The following is an 18,258-nucleotide window of genomic DNA, read 5'->3' as shown; positions in this document are numbered from 1 at the left end:
TCCCCTCCGTCATGCGTCATATGCTCGTCTTACTGCTTTCCTGTCTTTCCCTGACTGCCCTGCGCGCGGGTGGCGGTATGTGGCTTCCCCTTCTGCTGGAGAACCTTAACGAGCAGGAGATGCGCGATATGGGCATGGAGATCACGGCCGAGGACATCTACAGCATCAACCGCGGAAGCCTGAAGGATGCTATCGTCCACTTTGGCGGCTTCTGCACGGGCGAGGTGATCAGTAACCGGGGACTGGTGCTGACCAATCACCACTGCGGTTACGGGGCCATTCAGGACCACTCCACCCTGGAGAATAACTACCTGCAAGACGGTTTCTGGGCTATGCGGGAGGCAGAAGAACTGCCCAACGAGGGACTCTTCGTTACCTTCATTGAGCGCATCGAGGAAGTGACCGACCGCATCCTGGACGGCGTCACGGATGCGACGAGCGAAGCGGACCGGGCACGGATCGTGCAGCGAAACACCGAAGCCCTCCGCGGCCAGTTTCCGCTCGGCACCTTCGAGGAAGTGCTCGTCAAGCCCTTTTACGCGGGCAACCGCTACTACGCCTTCGTGACCCGGACCTACCGGGACGTCCGGCTGGTCGGAGCGCCGCCCTCCTCGATCGGTAAGTTCGGAGCCGACACCGACAACTGGGAATGGCCACGCCATACCGGCGATTTCAGCCTGTTCCGCATCTACACCGCACCGAACGGAGATCCGGCCGAGTACGCCGCGGAAAATGTCCCCCTGCACCCCAAGCAGCACCTGGAGATCAACATCGGCGGAACGAAGCCCGGAGACTTTTCCATGATCTTCGGATTCCCCGGTACGACCGACAGCTACCTGCCGGCGGGGGCGATGGAGCAGCGCACCGAAGTGATCAACCCCATCCGGATCGGCCTGCGGGACCTGAGCCTGGCCGTGATCGACAGTGCCATGCGGGCCGACCCCCAGATTCGTATCGACTACGCCAGCAAGCAGGCGCGCATCGCCAATGCCTGGAAAAAGTGGCGCGGGGAAAGCCAGGGCGTGGAAGCGGTCGGGGCCGTGGAAGAACGCCAGGCGCTTGAGCGGGAATTTCTGCAGCGCGTTGCCGCTAAACCCTCCGCAGTAGAGAAGTACGCTCATCTGCTCCCCGGACTGGATTCGCTGTACCAGGCCCGCGAGCCCCTGGAAATTGCCCGCGCTTACGTTGGGGAGATCAATTACAACGTCGACCTGTTTCGGCTGGCCAACGTGCTGGCTGCCCAGCTCAAGCGCGTCGACAACAACGGCCTGGAAGATTTTCGGCAGCGGGCGCCGGCGCTGATCGCCTACCTGGAGAACTATTTTCAGGGGTACAGTGCGGAGGTGGACCGCGAGGTCGCACGGGCCCTGCTGCCCAGCTACTTCGAAGAGGTAGAGACGGAATACCAATCCCCGTACGCCGTTGATCAACTGGCCTTCGCCGGTTCCTACGACGCCCTGGTGGAGGACCTGTTCCAGGGCAGCTACCTCACCCATCCCGACCGCATGATCGACCTGTTGCGAATGGATCCGGCAGCCTTCGTGGAACACCTCAGCGCCGACCGTTCCCTCCAATTCGTTCGCCAACTCAACGGCTATAATGAGGTGCGTGTGGTGGACCCCTACAACGCCTACGCCGAGCGCATCAACGCCCTGCAACGGGAGTACATGGACGGCCTCCTCCGCTTCTTTCCCGAGCGAAACCTCTATCCCGATGCAAACTCCACCCTGCGCGTCAGCTACGGGAAGTACGAAGGCTTTACGGGTCTGGACGGCGAGCGCTACGCGGACCAGACCTACCTCGAGGGGGTGGTGAAAAAATACGTGCCGGGCGACTACGAGTTTGACGTGCCCGAACGGCTGCTTGAGCTGTACCGCGCCGGGGATTACGGTCGCTACGCCACGCCGGAGGGCAAGATGCCGGTCTGTTTGCTGGGCTCCAACCACACTACCGGTGGCAACAGCGGGAGCCCGGCGCTCAACGGCCGGGGCGAGCTGGTGGGGCTGAACTTCGACCGTACCTGGCAGAGTACGATGTCGGACGTCTACTACGACCCGTCCATCTGCCGCAACATCATGGTAGACATCCGCTACGTCCTCTTCCTGATCGACAAATTCGCGGGGGCCACCCACCTGGTAGACGAAATGACGATCGTCGGGGATAATTAGGGGGTGACGATCACCCGGCGGGTGAGCTGGCGGCTGTCGAGTGTTACTCGGACCAGGTAGATGCCGGCCGGCAGGTCAGCCGTGGCAAACTCCAGCTCGAACGAGCCGCTGACCCGTTGCCGGGGCTGCTCGGCCCGCACCCGGCCGGACAGGTCGATCAGCTGGGCGCTCAGCTCCCCGGATCCGATGCCTGCCGCGCTGAGGCGCAGGGGGTGCCGCGCGGAAACCGGGTTGGGGGAAAGCCGCACGGCCGCCGCGAGTAGGGCATCCTGCCGGGTGGCAGTGGAAAGCTCCCGTCCGTTGACGAACTCCCGCACGCCGGAGAAGTCGCCGGTGACGTCGTAGCGGTTGACCGCGCGTACCCGCCAGTAGTATTTGGTGCGGGGAAGAAGAATGTCGGTAATCGCCACGGAGGTGTCGGAGGTGAAGAAGGAAGTGAGGGGGTTGCCGGAAAAGTTAGCGCCGCGGTTGAGCTGGACGAGGTAGAAATCGGCGTTGGGCACCTTGTTCCAGATCAGTTGTACGCTGTCCGAGAACCGGACTCGCTCGTTGTTGGCCGGGCTGAGGAGGGAGAGATCTTCCACGCGGGCGGCGGTGAATACGGGCGCGTCCGCGTCGGCCAGGCCGGAGCGGCCGGCCAGGTTGGCGTTCATGGCCGCTACCTGTTCGGGGGAGAAGGCTTCCACGCAGCCGTCCTGTGCGTAGCTCATGATGTTCGCGCCGTAGACGGCAAAGCGGGTCGAGTCCGGGTCCAGCAGGCTATCCTTGTAGATGCCCCCCGTTTCGCAGTTCCACCGCTCGGGAAGGTAGTCGGGCGGCGTGTCGCAGAACCCGTCGGCGGCATCCGCGCAGTTGCTGCGGTCGACCCGTTCCACGGCGACGGTCCGCCCCGCGTACCGCAGGCTGGTGGGGGCGGGTTTGTTAAAGGCTTCCACCTTGGCGATGTCCCCGACGCTCTCCCATCCGAAGAAGGTGTGCGGCAGACTGAGGTAGTGGCCCACTTCGTGGCTCCAGGTGTGGTTGCCGGCGTTGATGCAGTTGATGCCCAGGGCGATAGCGTCGCCCCGCGGGCTGTAGTACCCGCAGGCCTCGCTGGGGTTGCCCACCACGTAGCTGTTGAGGGTGTTGCGCCGGTTGAAGTTGCGCATCAGGTCGTAGCCCCCGTCGAAGTCGTGGTCATAGTAGAAGGTACTGCTGAGGTAGTCAATGTCACTGTCGATGTAGAAGCGGACGTTCACCTCGGCGAAATCGTCGTTCAGCAGTTCGAAGCTGTTGAGGAGGGTCAGCGGATCTGCGTAGCCCGCCCCGTTGTCGTCGCCCACCAGGGTGAGGTGAATGGGCACGAAGCGCGTCTCCAGCGACTTGGGCACCGGAGCGATCTTCCCGGCCTGGTAAGCGTCGAGCCAGGCCGAACGCCCTACCGTGGCGCAGCCGCGATAGTCTTGGGCGGTAAGGAAACAGAGGGGAGCGAGAAGAAAAACTAAAGTGGTGAGTAGTCGTGCCGGCATCGGAAGGCGTTGAGGTGGACCGTAAAAGTACCCAACGTTTGCAGGGCTGCGGGTCATTACCGCGGCATTTCGGCGGGTACCGCGAAATTTGGCTACTTTCGCCTCCCCGATATTTTACCAACACCCAACTTCCCCCGACCGCGTGCGGCTCCGGCCGGAAGTCACTTAAACGAACCGTATACATGAGTAAAGTAACCGTAGTCGGCGCCGGAAACGTAGGCGCCACCGTAGCCAACGTGCTGGCCCATAACGACCTGGTCCGCGAAGTGGTCGTGCTCGATATCAAAGGCGACATGGCCCGGGGCAAAGCCCTCGATTCCTGGCAGCAGGCCAGCATTGACGGGTACAGCACCCGCCTGACGGGAACCGAGAACTACGCCGACACCGCCGGCAGCGACATCGTCGTCATCACCGCCGGTATCCCCCGCAAGCCGGGTATGAGCCGCGATGACCTCATCTCCACGAACGCCAAGATCGTGACCATGGTGACCAAGTCCATCATGGAGCACTCCGACAACCCCATCATCATCGTCGTCTCGAACCCGCTCGACGTGATGACCCACGCGGCCTTCAAGGCCAGCGGCCTGCCCAGCAACCGCGTCTTCGGCATGGCCGGTATCCTCGATACCGCCCGCTACCGCGCCTTCCTCGCCACGGCCCTCGACGTGAGCCCCAAGGACATCCAGGCTATGCTCCTGGGCGGTCACGGCGACACCATGGTGCCGCTTCCGCGCTACACGACCGTAAGCGGCATCCCCGTCACGGAGATGATCTCCGACGAGGACCTCGACGCCATTGTCGACCGCACCAAGTCGGGTGGGGGAGAGCTCGTCAAACTGATGGGTACCTCTGCCTGGTACGCCCCCGGTGCCGCCGCCGCGCAGATGGTGGCCAGCATCATCCGCGACGAGAACCGCATCTTCCCCTGCTGCGCCCACCTGAGTGGCGAGTACGGACTGTCGGACCTCTTCCTGGGCGTTCCCGTCAAGCTCGGCAAGGAAGGCATCGTCGACATCATCGAGCTCAAGCTCAACGACGCCGAAATGGACCTCCTCAACACCAGCGCCGATCACGTACGTGAGGTGATGGAAGTGTTTGAGGGCATGGACATCAACTAGTTCGTCCGTACCCTATAAGGTGCCGCGCTGCCCGTCGGGCAGCGCGGCATTTTTGTGTCCCGGCAACCCAATCCGCCCCGATGTTGTATACTAGGCTCCACCCACCGCCCCAGTATGGAACCTATCAAGCCTACCGTAATCAATCCCCAGGAAGCCGAAAAGCTGGAGCGGATCGCCTTTATCCTGAAGACCGTCGCCCACCCCCTGCGCCTCGGTATCGTGCACCTTCTGGAGCAACACCCGCGCCTCAGCGTCACCAATATCACCGATGCGCTGGAGTCCGAACAGTCCCTGGTCAGTCACCATCTGCAGACGATGAAGCTGAAGGGGATCCTGAGTGCCAAGCGCGACGGACGCTCGGTCATGTACTCGCTCAAGGAGCGGGACGTGAGCCTCATCATCGAGTGTCTGGAGAATTGCCAGTGTAATATGTAAGCCCGAATGGGTGAGGGTATTATCTATATTTCGTCAATATTAAAGGTTATCCCGTATAACAATATATTGCCCCGAACACCTCCTTTTTCCGGTACATTTTACCGGAAAAAAGAGCCATGGAAACTTCAACCGTTTTTATTCCCAATGCCGCTACCAGCGGGCTGATTGCAACGGTCACCTGGTACTTTATGGTCGTCGCGATGTTCGCCTTGCTGGCGTCGCTGATTTTCTCCATGCAGACACGAACCCACGTCGCGCCGGAACACAATACCAGCCGGGTACTGACCGCCTGCATCGGGCTGGTGGCGGGCATCTCGTACTTCTTCATCCAGAACTATTACCGCTCCTTCCTCGCGACCATCAATGGGGTGCCGAGCTACGCGGAAAGCAAGCAGGCCTTCCTCACGATCGGCCAGTTGCGGTACATGGACTGGACCATCACCACGCCCTTGCTGCTCGTCAAGATGTTCATGATGGCGGGCGTACGCGGGCGCCGCGCTTACAGCCTCCTTGCCATTGCACTGATTGGGGACTTCTGGATGATCGTAACCGGCTACATCGGTGACCAGCAGCTGTCGGCCGCCGGCGAAATTCTGGTAGGCCCGCGCCTTATCTGGGGAGCCATCTCCACCATCGGTTACCTGGCTGTCGTGTACGCGCTCTACCGGGCCTGGAAAGAACTGGCCTCGGCCTCCCTGGCCATCGAGCAGCGGGGCTTCCGCTGGATGGCGGGTACGGTAGTGACCCTCTGGGGCGTCTACCCGATCGGCTACATCCTCATTGCCGTAACGGGCATCGACGGCAACATCCTGCAGATCGCCTACTCGGTAGCCGACGTGATCAACAAGGCCGGAGTCGGCATCATCGTATACCTCGTAGGTTCCCACGTGCTGATGCACCGCATCGACACCAAGTCGAAGGAATACGCCATGAACGTCGGGTAATCCGTCCCGGCGTACCCGTCCTGCAGGCGCCCCGCGGGCGAAACTTTGCACCCGCGTCCGCGCCCAAGGGCGGGTACGCTATATTTGCGGCATGACGGAAAAGGTGCTCATTCTCGACTTCGGCAGCCAGTACACCCAGCTTATCGCCCGCCGCATCCGGGAGCTCAACGTGTACAGCGAGATCGTTCCCTACAACAAGATTCCCGAGCTTGACGACACCTACCGGGCCGTCATTCTGAGCGGCAGTCCCTTCAGCGTGCGCGAGGAGCGCGCCCTTCACCCCGACCTCGAGCGGGTCGTCGGCAAGGTGCCGGTCCTCGGTATCTGCTACGGTGCACAGTACATTGCCCAGCACTACGGCGGCACCGTCAGCCGGAGTTTGAAGCGAGAGTACGGCAAGGCCAATCTGGGGCGGGTACGCAGGTCCGATGGTCTCTTCGAAGGGATTGAAACGGGCTCACAGGTATGGATGTCCCACGGGGATACCATTCAGGACCTCCCCGAAGGCTTCGAACTGCTGGCCTCTACCGCCGACGTAGAAGTGGCGGCCTTCGGGGCCATCGGCGACCGCTTCGCGCAACCCGTATTCTGTATCCAGTTCCACCCCGAGGTCTACCATAGCCTCGACGGCAAGCAACTGCTGGAGAACTTCGTCATCAACATCGCCGGCTGCACCGGCGACTGGACGCCCGCCCACTTCATTGAGGAAACGGTGGACGCCCTCCGCGAGCAGATCGGGGAGGACCGCGTACTACTGGGCCTCAGCGGTGGGGTGGACAGTTCCGTAGCGGCCATGCTGCTGCACCGCGCCATTGGCGACCGGCTGTTCTGCTTCTTCATCGATAACGGACTGCTGCGCAAGGGGGAGTTTGAAGAGGTGGAACAGAGCTACGAAGGCATGGGGCTGAACGTGACGGCCATCGACGCCAAACAGGATTTCTACTCAGCCCTGGCCGGGGAGTCCGACCCTGAAAAAAAGCGCAAGGCCATCGGCCGCGTCTTTATCGAGGTATTCGAGCGGGAGGCCAAGAAGCTGACCAACATTACCTGGCTGGCCCAGGGTACGATCTACCCCGACGTCATTGAGAGCGTAAGCGTGCACGGCCCTTCGGTCACCATCAAGAGCCACCACAACGTAGGGGGGCTTCCCGAGAAGATGGGCCTTAAGATCGTGGAGCCTCTGCGTAACCTGTTCAAGGACGAGGTACGTCGCGTCGGGGGCGAGCTGGGCATGCCTGCCCACCTGATCGGCCGCCACCCCTTCCCCGGTCCCGGCCTGGCCATTCGGATCCTGGGCGACATCACGCCGGCGAAGGTCCACCTGCTCCAGGAGGCCGACGCCATCTACATCGACAAGATGCGGGAGTACGGCCTCTACGACCAGGTCTGGCAGGCTGGAACCATCCTGCTGCCGGTACAGTCGGTCGGTGTGATGGGCGACGAGCGCACTTACGAACAGGCGGTCGCGTTACGGGCGGTAACGTCCACCGACGGCATGACGGCCGAATGGAGCCACCTACCCTACGATTTTCTGGCCGCCGTCTCCAGCTCCATTATCAATAACGTAAAAGGAATTAACCGCGTCGTTTATGACATCAGTACCAAGCCGCCGGCTACCATCGAGTGGGAATAGCCCCCTGTTATACTGTCTGCTGGCGCTACTGCTAACGACGGTCACCACCTCCTGCGAGCTCTTCAAGCCGGTGGACACCACCGGGCCCACCACCACGACCCGCCCGGGCCGCGGCGACGACGACCTCGATCCCGTACAGAGCCGCCGCGTCTTCGACGAGGAGACCGGTACCTACATCGTCATCAACGCCCCGACGCAAACGATGGATACCATCGTCTGGCAGGACGGGCAGGGTGCCGCCCCGATCACCGAAGACGGGCAGTACGCCTACGTACCCCCGGCACCGACCGCTCCCACGGCTCCGGGCCTGCCGCCCGTCACCCAGACGGGCACCGGCCGCAACGGATCGCGGCTACTCAGCGGTTACGGCGTAGACTTCGTCCTTCCCTTCCTTTCGGATCGCTACGCCGAGGGTGCCACCGCCATCGACCCCAATTCCCTCTGGGCGCTGCACTTCTACAGCGGGGCGGAGCTGGCCCTGGACGAAGTTCGGGAGGGCCGGGTAGCCTTCGATGTACGGGTACAGGACAGCCGGGCGAACGCCACCAAGGTGAAGGCCATCCTCAATTCTCCCGAGTACCAGCGGTCGCAACTCGTGATCGGCCCCTACCTCAAGGATAACGTTACCCTGGTAGCAGATGCCGTGCGCGGGCAGGAGAAGGTGCTCATCTCCCCCTACAGTGCCTCTACCGGCGTCAGCGAACGCAATACCAACTACGTACAGGTGAACCCTACCCTGGAGACCCACCTGCGGCAGTTGCTTGCCCACGCCTACAACACCCAGGGGGCCGACCGCATCGTGCTGGTGGCTCCCGCCGGCGAGCGCGAGCGGCTGGCTTACTTCCAGGACGAGTACCGTCTGCTGAGTGGCGACCCCGACGTCGAGCCCCTGGAAGAAATGATCATCAGCGGGGAGGTGCCCGACCTGTCGCTGTACCTGCAGGGTCGGCGCACGGTATTTATGGTCCCGGTGTACCAGGACCAAGTGTTCGTATCCAACTTCCTACGGCAGGCCTACATGGCCACCCAGGCGGAGAACGGCGACAACGTGGCGATCTACGGTCTGCCGCAGTGGGCCGACTTCGACCGGCTAAACGCCGAGTTCGTGCAGGCGACCAACGTGCACATCAGCAGCAGCGTATTCATCGATCCGCTGGATCCCCAGGTGCGGGAGTTCCGCCGCAAGTTCTACGACCGCTTCGCGACCCTGCCCCGCGACGAAGCCTACATCGGTTACGACGTCACCCGCTACTTCCTGCGCATGATCGCGCGTTACGGGACCCGCTTCCAGTTTGAGCTCGAGGATCACCCGGAAACGTTGATGCACACCAGTTTTCGTTTCGCGCCGGTGGCCGTCATCCCCGCCGACGCCACGAACCTGGAGGAGGCCGTGATCGATCGCTTCGAGAACACCTTCGTCAATATCCTGCGGTACACCGACTACGCGTACCAGCGGGTGAACTAGCGCCGGTGCGCGTCGCCTACAGTCCCGTATACCGCTACCAGCTGCCGCCGAAGCACCGCTTCCCGATGGACAAGTACACACTGCTGCCCGAGCAGCTGCTGTACGAAGGCACCCTCACGGCGGCGCAGTTCTTTACCGCGCAACCCCTGACGGAGGAAGCCATTCTGCGGACGCATACGCAAGCGTACTGGGAAAAGCTCCGCGACGGCGGCCTGAGCCGGAAGGAGGCCCGGGCCATTGGATTCCCCATGCGACCCGAGCTGGTGGCCCGCGGGCGGGTGATCGCCCAGGGTACGCTGGACTGCGCGCGCTTCGCCTTCCGCGACGGGGTGGCGCTGAACGTGGCCGGCGGCACCCACCATTCATTCGCCGACCACGGGGAGGGTTTCTGCGTATTCAACGACATCGCGATCGCCGCCAATGAGCTGCTCAGCACCGGAGAAGTAAAGAACGTGCTGATCGTGGACCTGGACGTGCACCAGGGTAACGGTACCGCGCGGATCTTCCGGGAGGAGCCGCGCGTCTTTACTTTCTCCATGCACGGCGCCCGCAACTATCCGGCCCGCAAGGAAAAATCGGACCTGGACATTGGCTTGCCCGACCAGACCGGCGACGAGCTGTACCTCACCACCCTCCACAATCACCTGCCCGGGCTGCTTGACGGTCTTCGCCCCGATCTGGTATTCTACCTGAGCGGGGTCGACGTGCTGGCTACCGATAAACTGGGGCGATTGGCGATGAGTCTGCAGGGCTGCCGGGAGCGCGACCGCTACGTACTGGAAAACTGCCGCAGCCGCAACGTGCCCGTGGCGGTGGCGATGGGCGGGGGATACAGCGACCGGTTGGCCACGATCATCGAGGCCCACGCCAACACCTACCGCGTGGCGGCGGGGCTGTACGATTAGCGGAAATAGAGCATCAGCGCGATGATGGCCGCGACGACAAGCCCGACGGCCAGCAGGGGGAACTGGCTGTTGCGGTACTTGTCCACCAGGCGCTCGAGCGCTTCGTTCCAGTTGAGTCGCGTGCCAATGGCTTCGCGGCAGAAGAAGAGGTACCGCTCGGAAATATTGGCGGCGTTGCCGTGGCGGCGCAGGATCAGAAAGTCGCTGTCGATGAAGGAGAGCTCGTAAAGGAAGCTGTCGCGCATGACGCTCATGCCGACGATGATGCGTGTCCCACTTTCCTCCACCTCGTAGGCCTTGGCGTCCACCTTGCCGTCGACCACGACGCGGATCTCCCCCTGCATATATCCCTGAAAGGTGTAAAGCTCGACCTCGGTGGCGCCGGGGCGGTCGGTCATTTTGACCCAATTGACGGTGTAGAGCGGGCCGTCTTCCTCCAGCAGGTTGGGCTCTCCGAACTGGGCGACGGCCGGCAGGATACCGTCGATCATCGCCTCCAGCGTGGCGTACTCGGGAAGTTGCAGGTTAAAGGGCTCGGCGATTTTATCCAGTAGGCGGTCCTCCATACGCCGCTAAATTACGCCTTACTATCCTGGCGGGCCCACTCCGTGCGCTTGCCGAAGTACTTGCGCGCGACAACGAGAAGGCCGAAGCTTTCGGCTCCGTCCTTTTCCGTGATGGCGTGGTGGTGACCGTGCGCGCGGAGGATGGCCCGGCTGTACTTGTTATCCAGTTGCCGGAACCAGGAGAACCGCCGGTGAATATATACGTCGTGGATGAGGAAGTAGATCGCTCCGTATATGCTGATGCCGACCCCGACGAAGGTGAGCCAGAACCAGCCGTCCGCGTTCAGGCCGATAATGTAGGAAGCGGCGCTGGGCACGGCGAAGACGAGGAAGAAGAGGTCGTTCTTTTCGAAGAATCCCTCCTTATCGTGGTGGGGGCGGTGGTGATCCTCGTGCCAGTTCCACAGCAGTCCGTGCATCAGGTACTTGTGGGCCGCCCAGGCTACGAATTCCATGCCGGCGACGGTAGCAATAGTAATGGCGGTGTATAAAAGGATCTCCATATCGACGAAAACAGCGGGTAGGGGGGATGGTTTACCCACAATTTACCACCATACAGCCCTGGTGAAAAGGTAAGATAATTCAAAACAATTTGCGTTCTTTGGTAAAGGGTAACCAACCCGCATACGCCAAACATGAATATTTGAGGGAGTAACAGCAGATTAATGCTATTGTCACGCGATTGTCAGGCCGGGAGGAGCAAATCGCATCCGTGGGGGGAAATTATGTGGGTAAAAGTGGTAAGATGTGTCACAAGGTGTTACCTTAGCGCATACGGTAGGCAAGCGTGCCCGCCGTCGATCGTTTTATGACACAGCAGTATGACTTACTGGGCGAATATTACGTAGCACTTGATTCCAAGGGCCGTTTTCGTCTTCCGAGTGCACTGTTGAAGGACCTGGGCGACCGCGATACGTTGAAGTTCGTTGTTAACCGCGGCTTTGATAATAGTCTCACCCTCTACCCCAAGCCGGTGTGGGACCGCATCAAGACCGAAGTTGACGGCCTCAACAAGTTTAACCGCAAGAACCTGACGTTCACCCGGTTATTCTACCGCGGCGCCAGTGAGCTCGTCCCGGATTCCGCCGACCGCCTGCTGCTGCCCAAGCAGTTGCTGGCCTGGGCGAAGGCCGAGAAGAACCTGGTCCTTAACGCCATGAACGACCGCATTGAAATTTGGGCGGAAGCCGAATACGAAGCGCTGTTCAGCGAGGAGATGGAAGACTACTCCCAGCTGGCGGAAGAAGTACTCGGCGGTTCGAGTTACACGGGACAGGAGCCGGAATAATGGCCTACCACGTCCCCGTACTGGCCGACGAAAGCGTCGGTTTACTGAACCTCCGCCCGGGAGGAGTTTATGTTGATGCTACCTTCGGCGGCGGCGGCCACAGCCGCTTCATCCTCGAACAGGCCGGGTCGAAAGACCTGCGGCTGTTCGGCTTTGACCAGGATGAAGAAGCAGCGGCCAATGCCCTGGACGATAGCCGGTTTACCTTCGTAGCCGCCAACTTTCGCAGCCTCACCAATTTCCTGCGCCTGTACGGCGTCGAACGAATCGACGGCCTGCTCGCCGACCTGGGGGTCTCCAGCCACCAGTTCGACCAGGCCGAACGCGGATTCAGTTTCCGCTTCGACGCCGAGCTTGACATGCGCATGGGAACGACGGCCGACCGCACGGCCGCCGACGTGGTGAATAACTACAGTCCCGAGGACCTGCAGAAAGTTTTTGGCGAATACGGCGAAGTCCGCAACGCCCGTTCCCTGGCCCAGGCCATCGCCGAAGCCCGGGAACAAGCACCCATCGCCACCATCCAGGACTTCCTGCAGGTGGTCAATCCGTGGGTGCGGGGGCAGCGCCCGCGCTACCTGGCGCAGGTGTTTCAGGCACTACGCATCGAGGTTAACGACGAGATCGGCGCCCTTACTGATTTATTGGCCCAGGCCACCAACTTACTGATACCAACACACGGCCGACTCAGCGTGATCAGCTATCATTCACTGGAGGACCGCATCACCAAGAACTTCCTCAAAACCGGCAACGCGGAAGGAACCGTCGCCAAGGACTTTTACGGGAAAATTGACCGACCCTATAAGATCCTGACGAAGAAACCCGTATTGCCGTCCGCCGAAGAACTTCGGCAAAACTCCCGGGCCCGCAGCGCCAAGTTGCGTGCCGGAGAGCGGAGCAAGTAGCTCCACCCCCGTCCTCCCCGGTTCATTGGAGGCGCCCCACCGGGTGCCTCCAATGAACCGAAGGGGCCGGTTGTTTTGGCCCGTCAGGGTCGCTAAAAGGTGTGAATTAATCATGGCAGCAAAACGCAAGCGCGCCGCGGTCCCCTCCGTGCCCGCCCTCATTCTGGACAACCTCGGCTACCTCTCTTTTTTGGGAGTCTTGGCGCTGCTCTATATCGGCAACGCCCATTACGCCGAATACAACGTCCGCCGTATCCAGGAACTCGAATCCGATATCAAGGAAAAGCGCTGGCTGTATATGTCGCTCGAAAGCGAAAACATGTACAACGGCCTGCGCTCCGAAGTGGTGGACCAGGTCAGACCGGCTGGCCTCCGAATGCACCGCGGTAAACCCAAGAAGATCTACGCTCCCGTAGCGAAGTAACCGCCCCCCGCCCACCACTTTTTCCCACCCTATTCATCCCTTTCCGTGGCCGTCAATTTCAAAGACGAGGTTCTTATCCGCATCTTCGCCATCCTGGCGGTAGCGATCGTGCCCGTGGCGGCGCTGCTGATGTACCGTACCGTGGACATCGCTGTGCTGCGGCAGGCGGAGTTTCAGGAACTCGGGCGGGAGCGTTTCCGGATCGTGACGGTACAGGCCGAACGCGGCAATATCTACAGCCACAACGACAACTTGCTGGCAACGTCGGTCCCTTACTTCAGTTTGCACTTCGACCCCTACGTGGCCAGTCCCCGCGACTACTACGACAACATCGACAGCCTGGCGCTGCTGCTGTCCCGCCACGTCGACCGCGACCATACGCCCGGCGCGTGGCGCGACAGCCTGCTCATGATGCGCGACAGCGTAAGCGGCTCCGCCAACCACTACTTCAAACTCGCTGAAAGTGTCAGTTACAGCGAGCTCTCCCGTATCCGCCGTTTCCCCATCTTCAACCAGGGACGCATGGGCGGCGGCCTCATCGTGGAAAAACGCGCAGCCCGCAAGCGGCCCTTCGGCTGGCTGGCCCGCCGCACCATCGGCTACAGCCGGGAAGAGGGCGCCAAGGTTGGCCTGGAAGGCGCCTTCGACGAGCAGCTCGCCGGCGAGAGCGGCAAGCAGGAGATGTTCAACATGGGCGGCGGTATATGGCTGCCCACCGAAAACCTGGCCATCGTGGAACCCACTTCCGGGGCCAACGTATACACCACCCTCGACGTCAACATCCAGGACATTACCGAAAACGCGCTGGAAACCGGCGTTCTCCGTAACCGCGCCGAGTGGGGCGCGGCCATCGTTATGGACGTCAAGACCGGCGCCATCCGGGCCATGGCCAACCTGGGCGCGGTCAATGCCAAGCGAAACCGTTACGCCGAACAGTACAACTACGCCATTTCCCGCTCCAACGAGCCGGGCTCCACCTTCAAGCTGGCCACCATGATGGCCCTGCTGGAGGACGGCTACGTGGACCTCGACAGCGAAGTGGACATCGAGAACGGCGTAAAGAAGTTCTATGACCTGACCATGGAGGACGCCAGCGCCGCCAGCCGCAACTGGCGCATCGTCTCCGTCCGCGACGCCTTCGAGCAGTCGTCGAACGTGGGGATGGCAAAGCTGGTCGACAGTCTGTACCACGATAACGAGTTCAGCGAACGGCTGCGCGACTTCCACCTCGACGCCGAGAGCGGCATCGAACTGGAAGGCGAGCGGGCCCCCTTCATCAACGATACCAGCCGCAGCGAATTCTCCGGCATTTCCCGCGCCTGGATGGCGATCGGCTACGAAAGCCGCCTGACCCCGCTGCAGATGCTGACCTTCTACAACGCGGTGGCCAACGGCGGCCGCATGATGAAGCCCTACCTCGTCACCCAGGTGGAGCGCGGCGGCCGCGTGATGGAGGAGTACAAACCGACCGTCATCGACCGGCAGATCGCCAGCGCCCGCACCATCGAGCAGCTGCAGTCGCTGCTGGAGGGCGTGGTGGAGCGCGGTACCGCCAAGCGCCTGAAGTCGGACCAGTACCGCTTCGCCGCCAAAACGGGCACCAGCCAGCAGAACTACGGACAGCGGAACCGGAAAAAGGAATACCAGGCCAGCTTCGCCGGCTACTTTCCGGCCGAGAATCCTACCTACAGCATCATCGTGGTGGTCAAGGACCCGACGAACGGGGCGTACTACGGGGGCGACGTGGCCGGCCCCATTTTCAAGGAGATCGCCGACAACATCTACAACAGCATGATCGAGGTGCACGAGCCCCTCAACCGCGGTCCCCGCCCCGTGCTCTACGCCAACGAATTGCCGAGCCGCGACGCCGGCTACCTGCCCGAATTGCTGACGGTGCTCGACTATGTCAACGTTACGGTCGATACCCTCCCCGAATCCGAACTGGCCGTGGTCAGTGCCGGCGAGGCCGCCGTGGAACTCGCCGCCATCAACCCCGCGGGCCAGAAGTTCCCCAACGTGCGCGGCATGCGCCTCCGCGATGCCCTCTACGTGCTCGAAAACGATGGCTACGTGGTGCACCCCCGGGGGGTCGGCCGCGTAGTAAATATGCGCTGGCAAAGCGACGGCAACGGCAACCGGGGCCGCGACGTAGAACTCATCCTCAAGTAATCATGCAGCTCGACCGCCTCATACAGCCCCTGACCCTCCGCTTCCGCTCCGGCGAGACGGCGGGCCGCGACGTGGCAGGACTGGCCTTCGACAGCCGGAAGGTAGCAGCGAGCTTCCTGTTCGTAGCGGTACCCGGTACCCGGGTGGACGGGCACGATTACGTACGGACGGCGGTTGACGCAGGTGCGGTGGCCGTAGTGGCCGAACGGGGCCGCCTGGCTCCGGACGCCCTCGACGGTACCGGTGCCGCGCTTTTCCTGGTGGACGACAGCGCCGCCGCCCTGGCCACCCTGGCCGATACGTGGTATGAATCGCCGAGCCGCGACCTTACGCTGGTGGGCGTCACCGGGACCAACGGCAAGACCACGGTGACCACGCTGCTCCACGAACTGTTCACCGGGCTCGGCTACCGCGCCGGGCTCCTGTCTACGGTGGAGGTACGCATCGGCGAGGAGCGCCGTACGGCCACCCATACCACCCCGGATGCCCTGGCCATTCACGCCAACCTGGCCGAGATGCGCGATGCTGGGGTCGATTACGTATTTATGGAAGTCAGCAGCCACGCGGTGCACCAGCGGCGGACGCTGGGACTGGACTTCGACGGGGGCGTCTTCACTAACCTGACCCACGACCACCTCGACTACCACGGCTCCTTTGCCGAGTACATTAATGCCAAGAAGGCGTTCTTCGATCAACTCGACGCCCGGGCCTTCGCGCTGACCAATGCCGACGACCGCCGCGGCGCGGTCATGGTACAAAATACCCCCGCCCGGATTTACCGGTACAGCCTGCGGACGAACGTCAACTTCCACGCCCGGCTGGTGGCCAACACGCCCCAGGGGCTACAGCTCGACCTGGAGGGGACCGACGTCTTCTTCAAACTGATGGGCCGCTTCAACGCCTACAACCTGCTGGCTGCCTACGCCACCGCCACCCTGTTGGGGGTTGACGGTCAGGAAGCCCTGGTGATCCTGAGCGGACTGCGTGGAGCCGACGGACGAATGGAGCACGTGGCCGATCCGGCCGGGCGCATCACCGCCCTGGTCGACTACGCCCATACCCCGGACGCGCTGCGCAACGTTTTGGAAACGCTGCGCGCCCTGCTGCCCGAAGGACACCGGCTGACCTGCGTGGTCGGGGCCGGCGGCGATCGCGACCGCAGCAAGCGACCCGAGATGGCCCGTATTGCCGCCGAGCTGGCCGACCAGGTGGTCCTGACCAGCGACAACCCCCGCTCCGAGTCGCCGGAGGCCATCCTGGACGAAATGGAGACCGGCCTGACGCCGACAACCGCCGGCCGCGTGCTGCGCATCACCGATCGCCGGCAGGCCATCCGGACCGCGGTTCGCATGGGTCACGAAGTGGTACTGGTGGCCGGAAAAGGACACGAAACCTACCAGGAGGTCCGGGGCGAACGGCAGCCCTTCGATGACCGCCTCGAATTAGCGAACGCCCTTAAAGAATCCGCCCGTGCTAATTGAACTCATTGACTGGCTGAAGGCCAGCTTTGGCGATTTTCCGGGCGCTAACCTGCTCGACTTCCTCAGCGTGCGCGCCGGGGTAGCCATCATTACGTCCCTGCTGCTGAGTATGGTGACGGGGGGGCGGATCATCCGCTACCTGCGGCGCAAGCAGATCGGAGAATCCGTGCGCGACCTCGGCCTGCAGGGGCAACTCGAGAAAAAGGGCACGCCAACCATGGGCGGACTGATCATCCTGCTGGCCATCCTGCTGCCGTGCCTGCTGTTCGCGCGGCTTGACAACGTCTACCTCATCACCATGCTGGTGGCGACGGTCTGGATGGGGGCCATCGGCTTCATCGACGACTACCTGAAGATCAAGCACAAGAACAAGGACGGGCTGGCCGGCAAGTTCAAGGTCGCCGGACAGATCGGCCTGGGCCTCCTCATTGCTCTGATTATGCTCTTCAGCGAGCAGATCGTGGTGCGCATGACGCCCGCCGAGGCGGAATCCGTAGGGATCGTCGATGCGCAGCGGGTAGGGGAGTTCACGGCCGTTACGCTGGAGAACGGTACCACCGTCGAGCGGGCCAACTACCAGACTACCCTCACCAACGTACCCTTCCTGAAGAACGGCGTCATGACCTACGCCGACGTATTTGATATCGGGCGGCAGCTGGTATGGATCATCTTCGTACCGTTGATCATCTTTATCGTTACGGCGGTTTCCAACGCGGCCAACCTGACAGACGGGCTCGACGGACTGGCCACGGGCACCTCGGCCATCATCGCCGGCACGCTGGCGGTATTCGCCTACGTGGGGAGCAACGCCATCGCCGCCAACTACCTGGGTATCCTGCACCTGCCCGGCAGCCAGGAACTCATCGTCTTCAGCGGGTGCCTGCTGGGCGCTTGTCTGGGCTTTCTGTGGCACAACAGCTTCCCGGCCGCGGTATTCATGGGGGATACCGGTTCGCTGGCCCTCGGGGGCATCATTGCCGCCCTGGCTATCCTGCTGCGCAAGGAGCTGCTGATCCCGATCCTGTGCGGAATTTTCGTAATCGAAAACCTATCGGTCATGGCACAGGTAGGATACTTCAAGTACACCCGAAAGAAATACGGTGAGGGCCGCCGCATCCTGCGCATGTCGCCGCTCCACCACCACTACCAGAAGGGAGGGATGTCGGAAGTCAAGATCGTCATCCGCTTCTGGATCATCGGTATCCTTTTGGCCGTTGCCACCATCCTGACCCTCAAAATTCGCTAACCC

The 18,258-nt window shown here is 62.0% G+C and carries 16 protein-coding genes; 13 read left to right on the top strand and 3 right to left on the bottom strand.

Annotation, left to right across the window (positions count from 1 at the left end; translation table 11 throughout):
- Positions 1 to 11: 11 nt before the first annotated feature.
- The gene (locus DQG19_RS03565; RefSeq protein WP_116124824.1) at positions 12 to 2,168 is read left to right on the top strand and encodes a S46 family peptidase; all 2,157 of its coding nucleotides are present in this window, start codon (positions 12 to 14) and stop codon (positions 2,166 to 2,168) included.
- On the opposite strand, the gene DQG19_RS03560 is transcribed toward DQG19_RS03565, so the two are convergent.
- Positions 2,165 to 3,676 carry a T9SS type A sorting domain-containing protein gene (locus DQG19_RS03560; RefSeq protein WP_157974293.1) on the bottom strand — a complete coding sequence of 504 codons (1,512 nt, stop codon included), beginning with the start codon at positions 3,674 to 3,676 and terminating at the stop codon, positions 2,165 to 2,167. The genes DQG19_RS03565 and DQG19_RS03560 overlap by 4 nt on opposite strands.
- A 182-nt stretch (positions 3,677 to 3,858) precedes the next feature.
- On the opposite strand from DQG19_RS03560, the gene mdh reads away from it, so the two are divergent.
- From mdh to DQG19_RS03530, 6 genes are all read left to right on the top strand, one after another.
- The gene (gene mdh / locus DQG19_RS03555) at positions 3,859 to 4,794 is read left to right on the top strand and encodes a malate dehydrogenase (protein WP_116124822.1); all 936 of its coding nucleotides are present in this window, start codon (positions 3,859 to 3,861) and stop codon (positions 4,792 to 4,794) included.
- A gap of 114 nt (positions 4,795 to 4,908) precedes the next feature.
- Complete coding sequence (locus tag DQG19_RS03550) at positions 4,909 to 5,229, top strand: ArsR/SmtB family transcription factor (RefSeq protein WP_116124821.1); 321 nt, start codon at positions 4,909 to 4,911, stop codon at positions 5,227 to 5,229.
- Between the two features lie 116 nt (positions 5,230 to 5,345).
- Complete coding sequence (locus DQG19_RS03545) at positions 5,346 to 6,173, top strand: bacteriorhodopsin (protein ID WP_116124820.1); 828 nt, start codon at positions 5,346 to 5,348, stop codon at positions 6,171 to 6,173.
- 91 nt (positions 6,174 to 6,264) lie between these two features.
- A complete protein-coding gene (gene guaA, locus DQG19_RS03540; RefSeq protein WP_116124819.1) occupies positions 6,265 to 7,806 on the top strand; it encodes a glutamine-hydrolyzing GMP synthase in 1,542 nt (513 codons plus the stop codon).
- Positions 7,763 to 9,271 carry an ABC transporter substrate-binding protein gene (locus tag DQG19_RS03535; RefSeq protein ID WP_157974292.1) on the top strand — a complete coding sequence of 503 codons (1,509 nt, stop codon included), beginning with the start codon at positions 7,763 to 7,765 and terminating at the stop codon, positions 9,269 to 9,271. Before guaA ends, DQG19_RS03535 begins: the two co-directional genes overlap by 44 nt.
- 65 nt (positions 9,272 to 9,336) lie before the next feature.
- Positions 9,337 to 10,176, top strand: a complete 840-nt coding sequence (locus DQG19_RS03530; RefSeq protein WP_116125192.1) for a histone deacetylase — start codon at positions 9,337 to 9,339, stop codon at positions 10,174 to 10,176.
- Here DQG19_RS03530 and DQG19_RS03525 read toward each other — a convergent pair.
- Together DQG19_RS03525 and DQG19_RS03520 are read right to left on the bottom strand one after the other, a co-directional pair.
- Complete coding sequence (locus DQG19_RS03525; protein WP_116124817.1) at positions 10,173 to 10,742, bottom strand: hypothetical protein; 570 nt, start codon at positions 10,740 to 10,742, stop codon at positions 10,173 to 10,175. The two genes, DQG19_RS03530 and DQG19_RS03525, sit on opposite strands and share 4 nt — an antisense overlap.
- A gap of 11 nt (positions 10,743 to 10,753) precedes the next feature.
- Positions 10,754 to 11,245: a fatty acid hydroxylase gene (locus tag DQG19_RS03520; protein WP_116124816.1), complete on the bottom strand. Its 492-nt coding sequence runs from the start codon at positions 11,243 to 11,245 to the stop codon at positions 10,754 to 10,756.
- Between the two features lie 305 nt (positions 11,246 to 11,550).
- Between DQG19_RS03520 and DQG19_RS03515 the strand changes: the two genes are divergently transcribed.
- The 6 genes from DQG19_RS03515 to mraY all read left to right on the top strand — a co-directional run bounded on the left by DQG19_RS03515 (position 11,551) and on the right by mraY (position 18,255).
- Positions 11,551 to 12,030, top strand: coding sequence for a division/cell wall cluster transcriptional repressor MraZ (locus DQG19_RS03515; RefSeq protein WP_116125191.1), 480 nt, complete (start codon positions 11,551 to 11,553; stop codon positions 12,028 to 12,030).
- The gene (rsmH, locus tag DQG19_RS03510; RefSeq protein WP_116124815.1) at positions 12,030 to 12,935 is read left to right on the top strand and encodes a 16S rRNA (cytosine(1402)-N(4))-methyltransferase RsmH; all 906 of its coding nucleotides are present in this window, start codon (positions 12,030 to 12,032) and stop codon (positions 12,933 to 12,935) included. Before DQG19_RS03515 ends, rsmH begins: the two co-directional genes overlap by 1 nt.
- A gap of 112 nt (positions 12,936 to 13,047) precedes the next feature.
- A complete protein-coding gene (locus DQG19_RS03505) occupies positions 13,048 to 13,359 on the top strand; it encodes an FtsL-like putative cell division protein (RefSeq protein WP_116124814.1) in 312 nt (103 codons plus the stop codon).
- 45 nt (positions 13,360 to 13,404) lie between these two features.
- Entirely contained in the window at positions 13,405 to 15,528 is a 2,124-nt protein-coding gene (locus DQG19_RS03500) for a penicillin-binding transpeptidase domain-containing protein (RefSeq protein WP_116124813.1), read from the top strand.
- 2 nt (positions 15,529 to 15,530) lie between these two features.
- The gene (locus tag DQG19_RS03495) at positions 15,531 to 17,009 is read left to right on the top strand and encodes a UDP-N-acetylmuramoyl-L-alanyl-D-glutamate--2,6-diaminopimelate ligase (RefSeq protein WP_116124812.1); all 1,479 of its coding nucleotides are present in this window, start codon (positions 15,531 to 15,533) and stop codon (positions 17,007 to 17,009) included.
- On the top strand, positions 16,999 to 18,255 hold the full coding sequence (gene mraY, locus DQG19_RS03490; RefSeq protein ID WP_116124811.1) for a phospho-N-acetylmuramoyl-pentapeptide-transferase: 1,257 nt from the start codon (positions 16,999 to 17,001) through the stop codon (positions 18,253 to 18,255). Before DQG19_RS03495 ends, mraY begins: the two co-directional genes overlap by 11 nt.
- The last annotated feature ends 3 nt before the right edge of the window (positions 18,256 to 18,258 follow it).

This window comes from Lewinella sp. IMCC34183 (assembly GCF_003390915.1).
Lineage (GTDB): Bacteria > Bacteroidota > Bacteroidia > Chitinophagales > Saprospiraceae > Neolewinella.
Note: the sequence above shows the minus strand (reverse complement) of the source record. Positions and strands in the feature narration are given on the sequence as shown.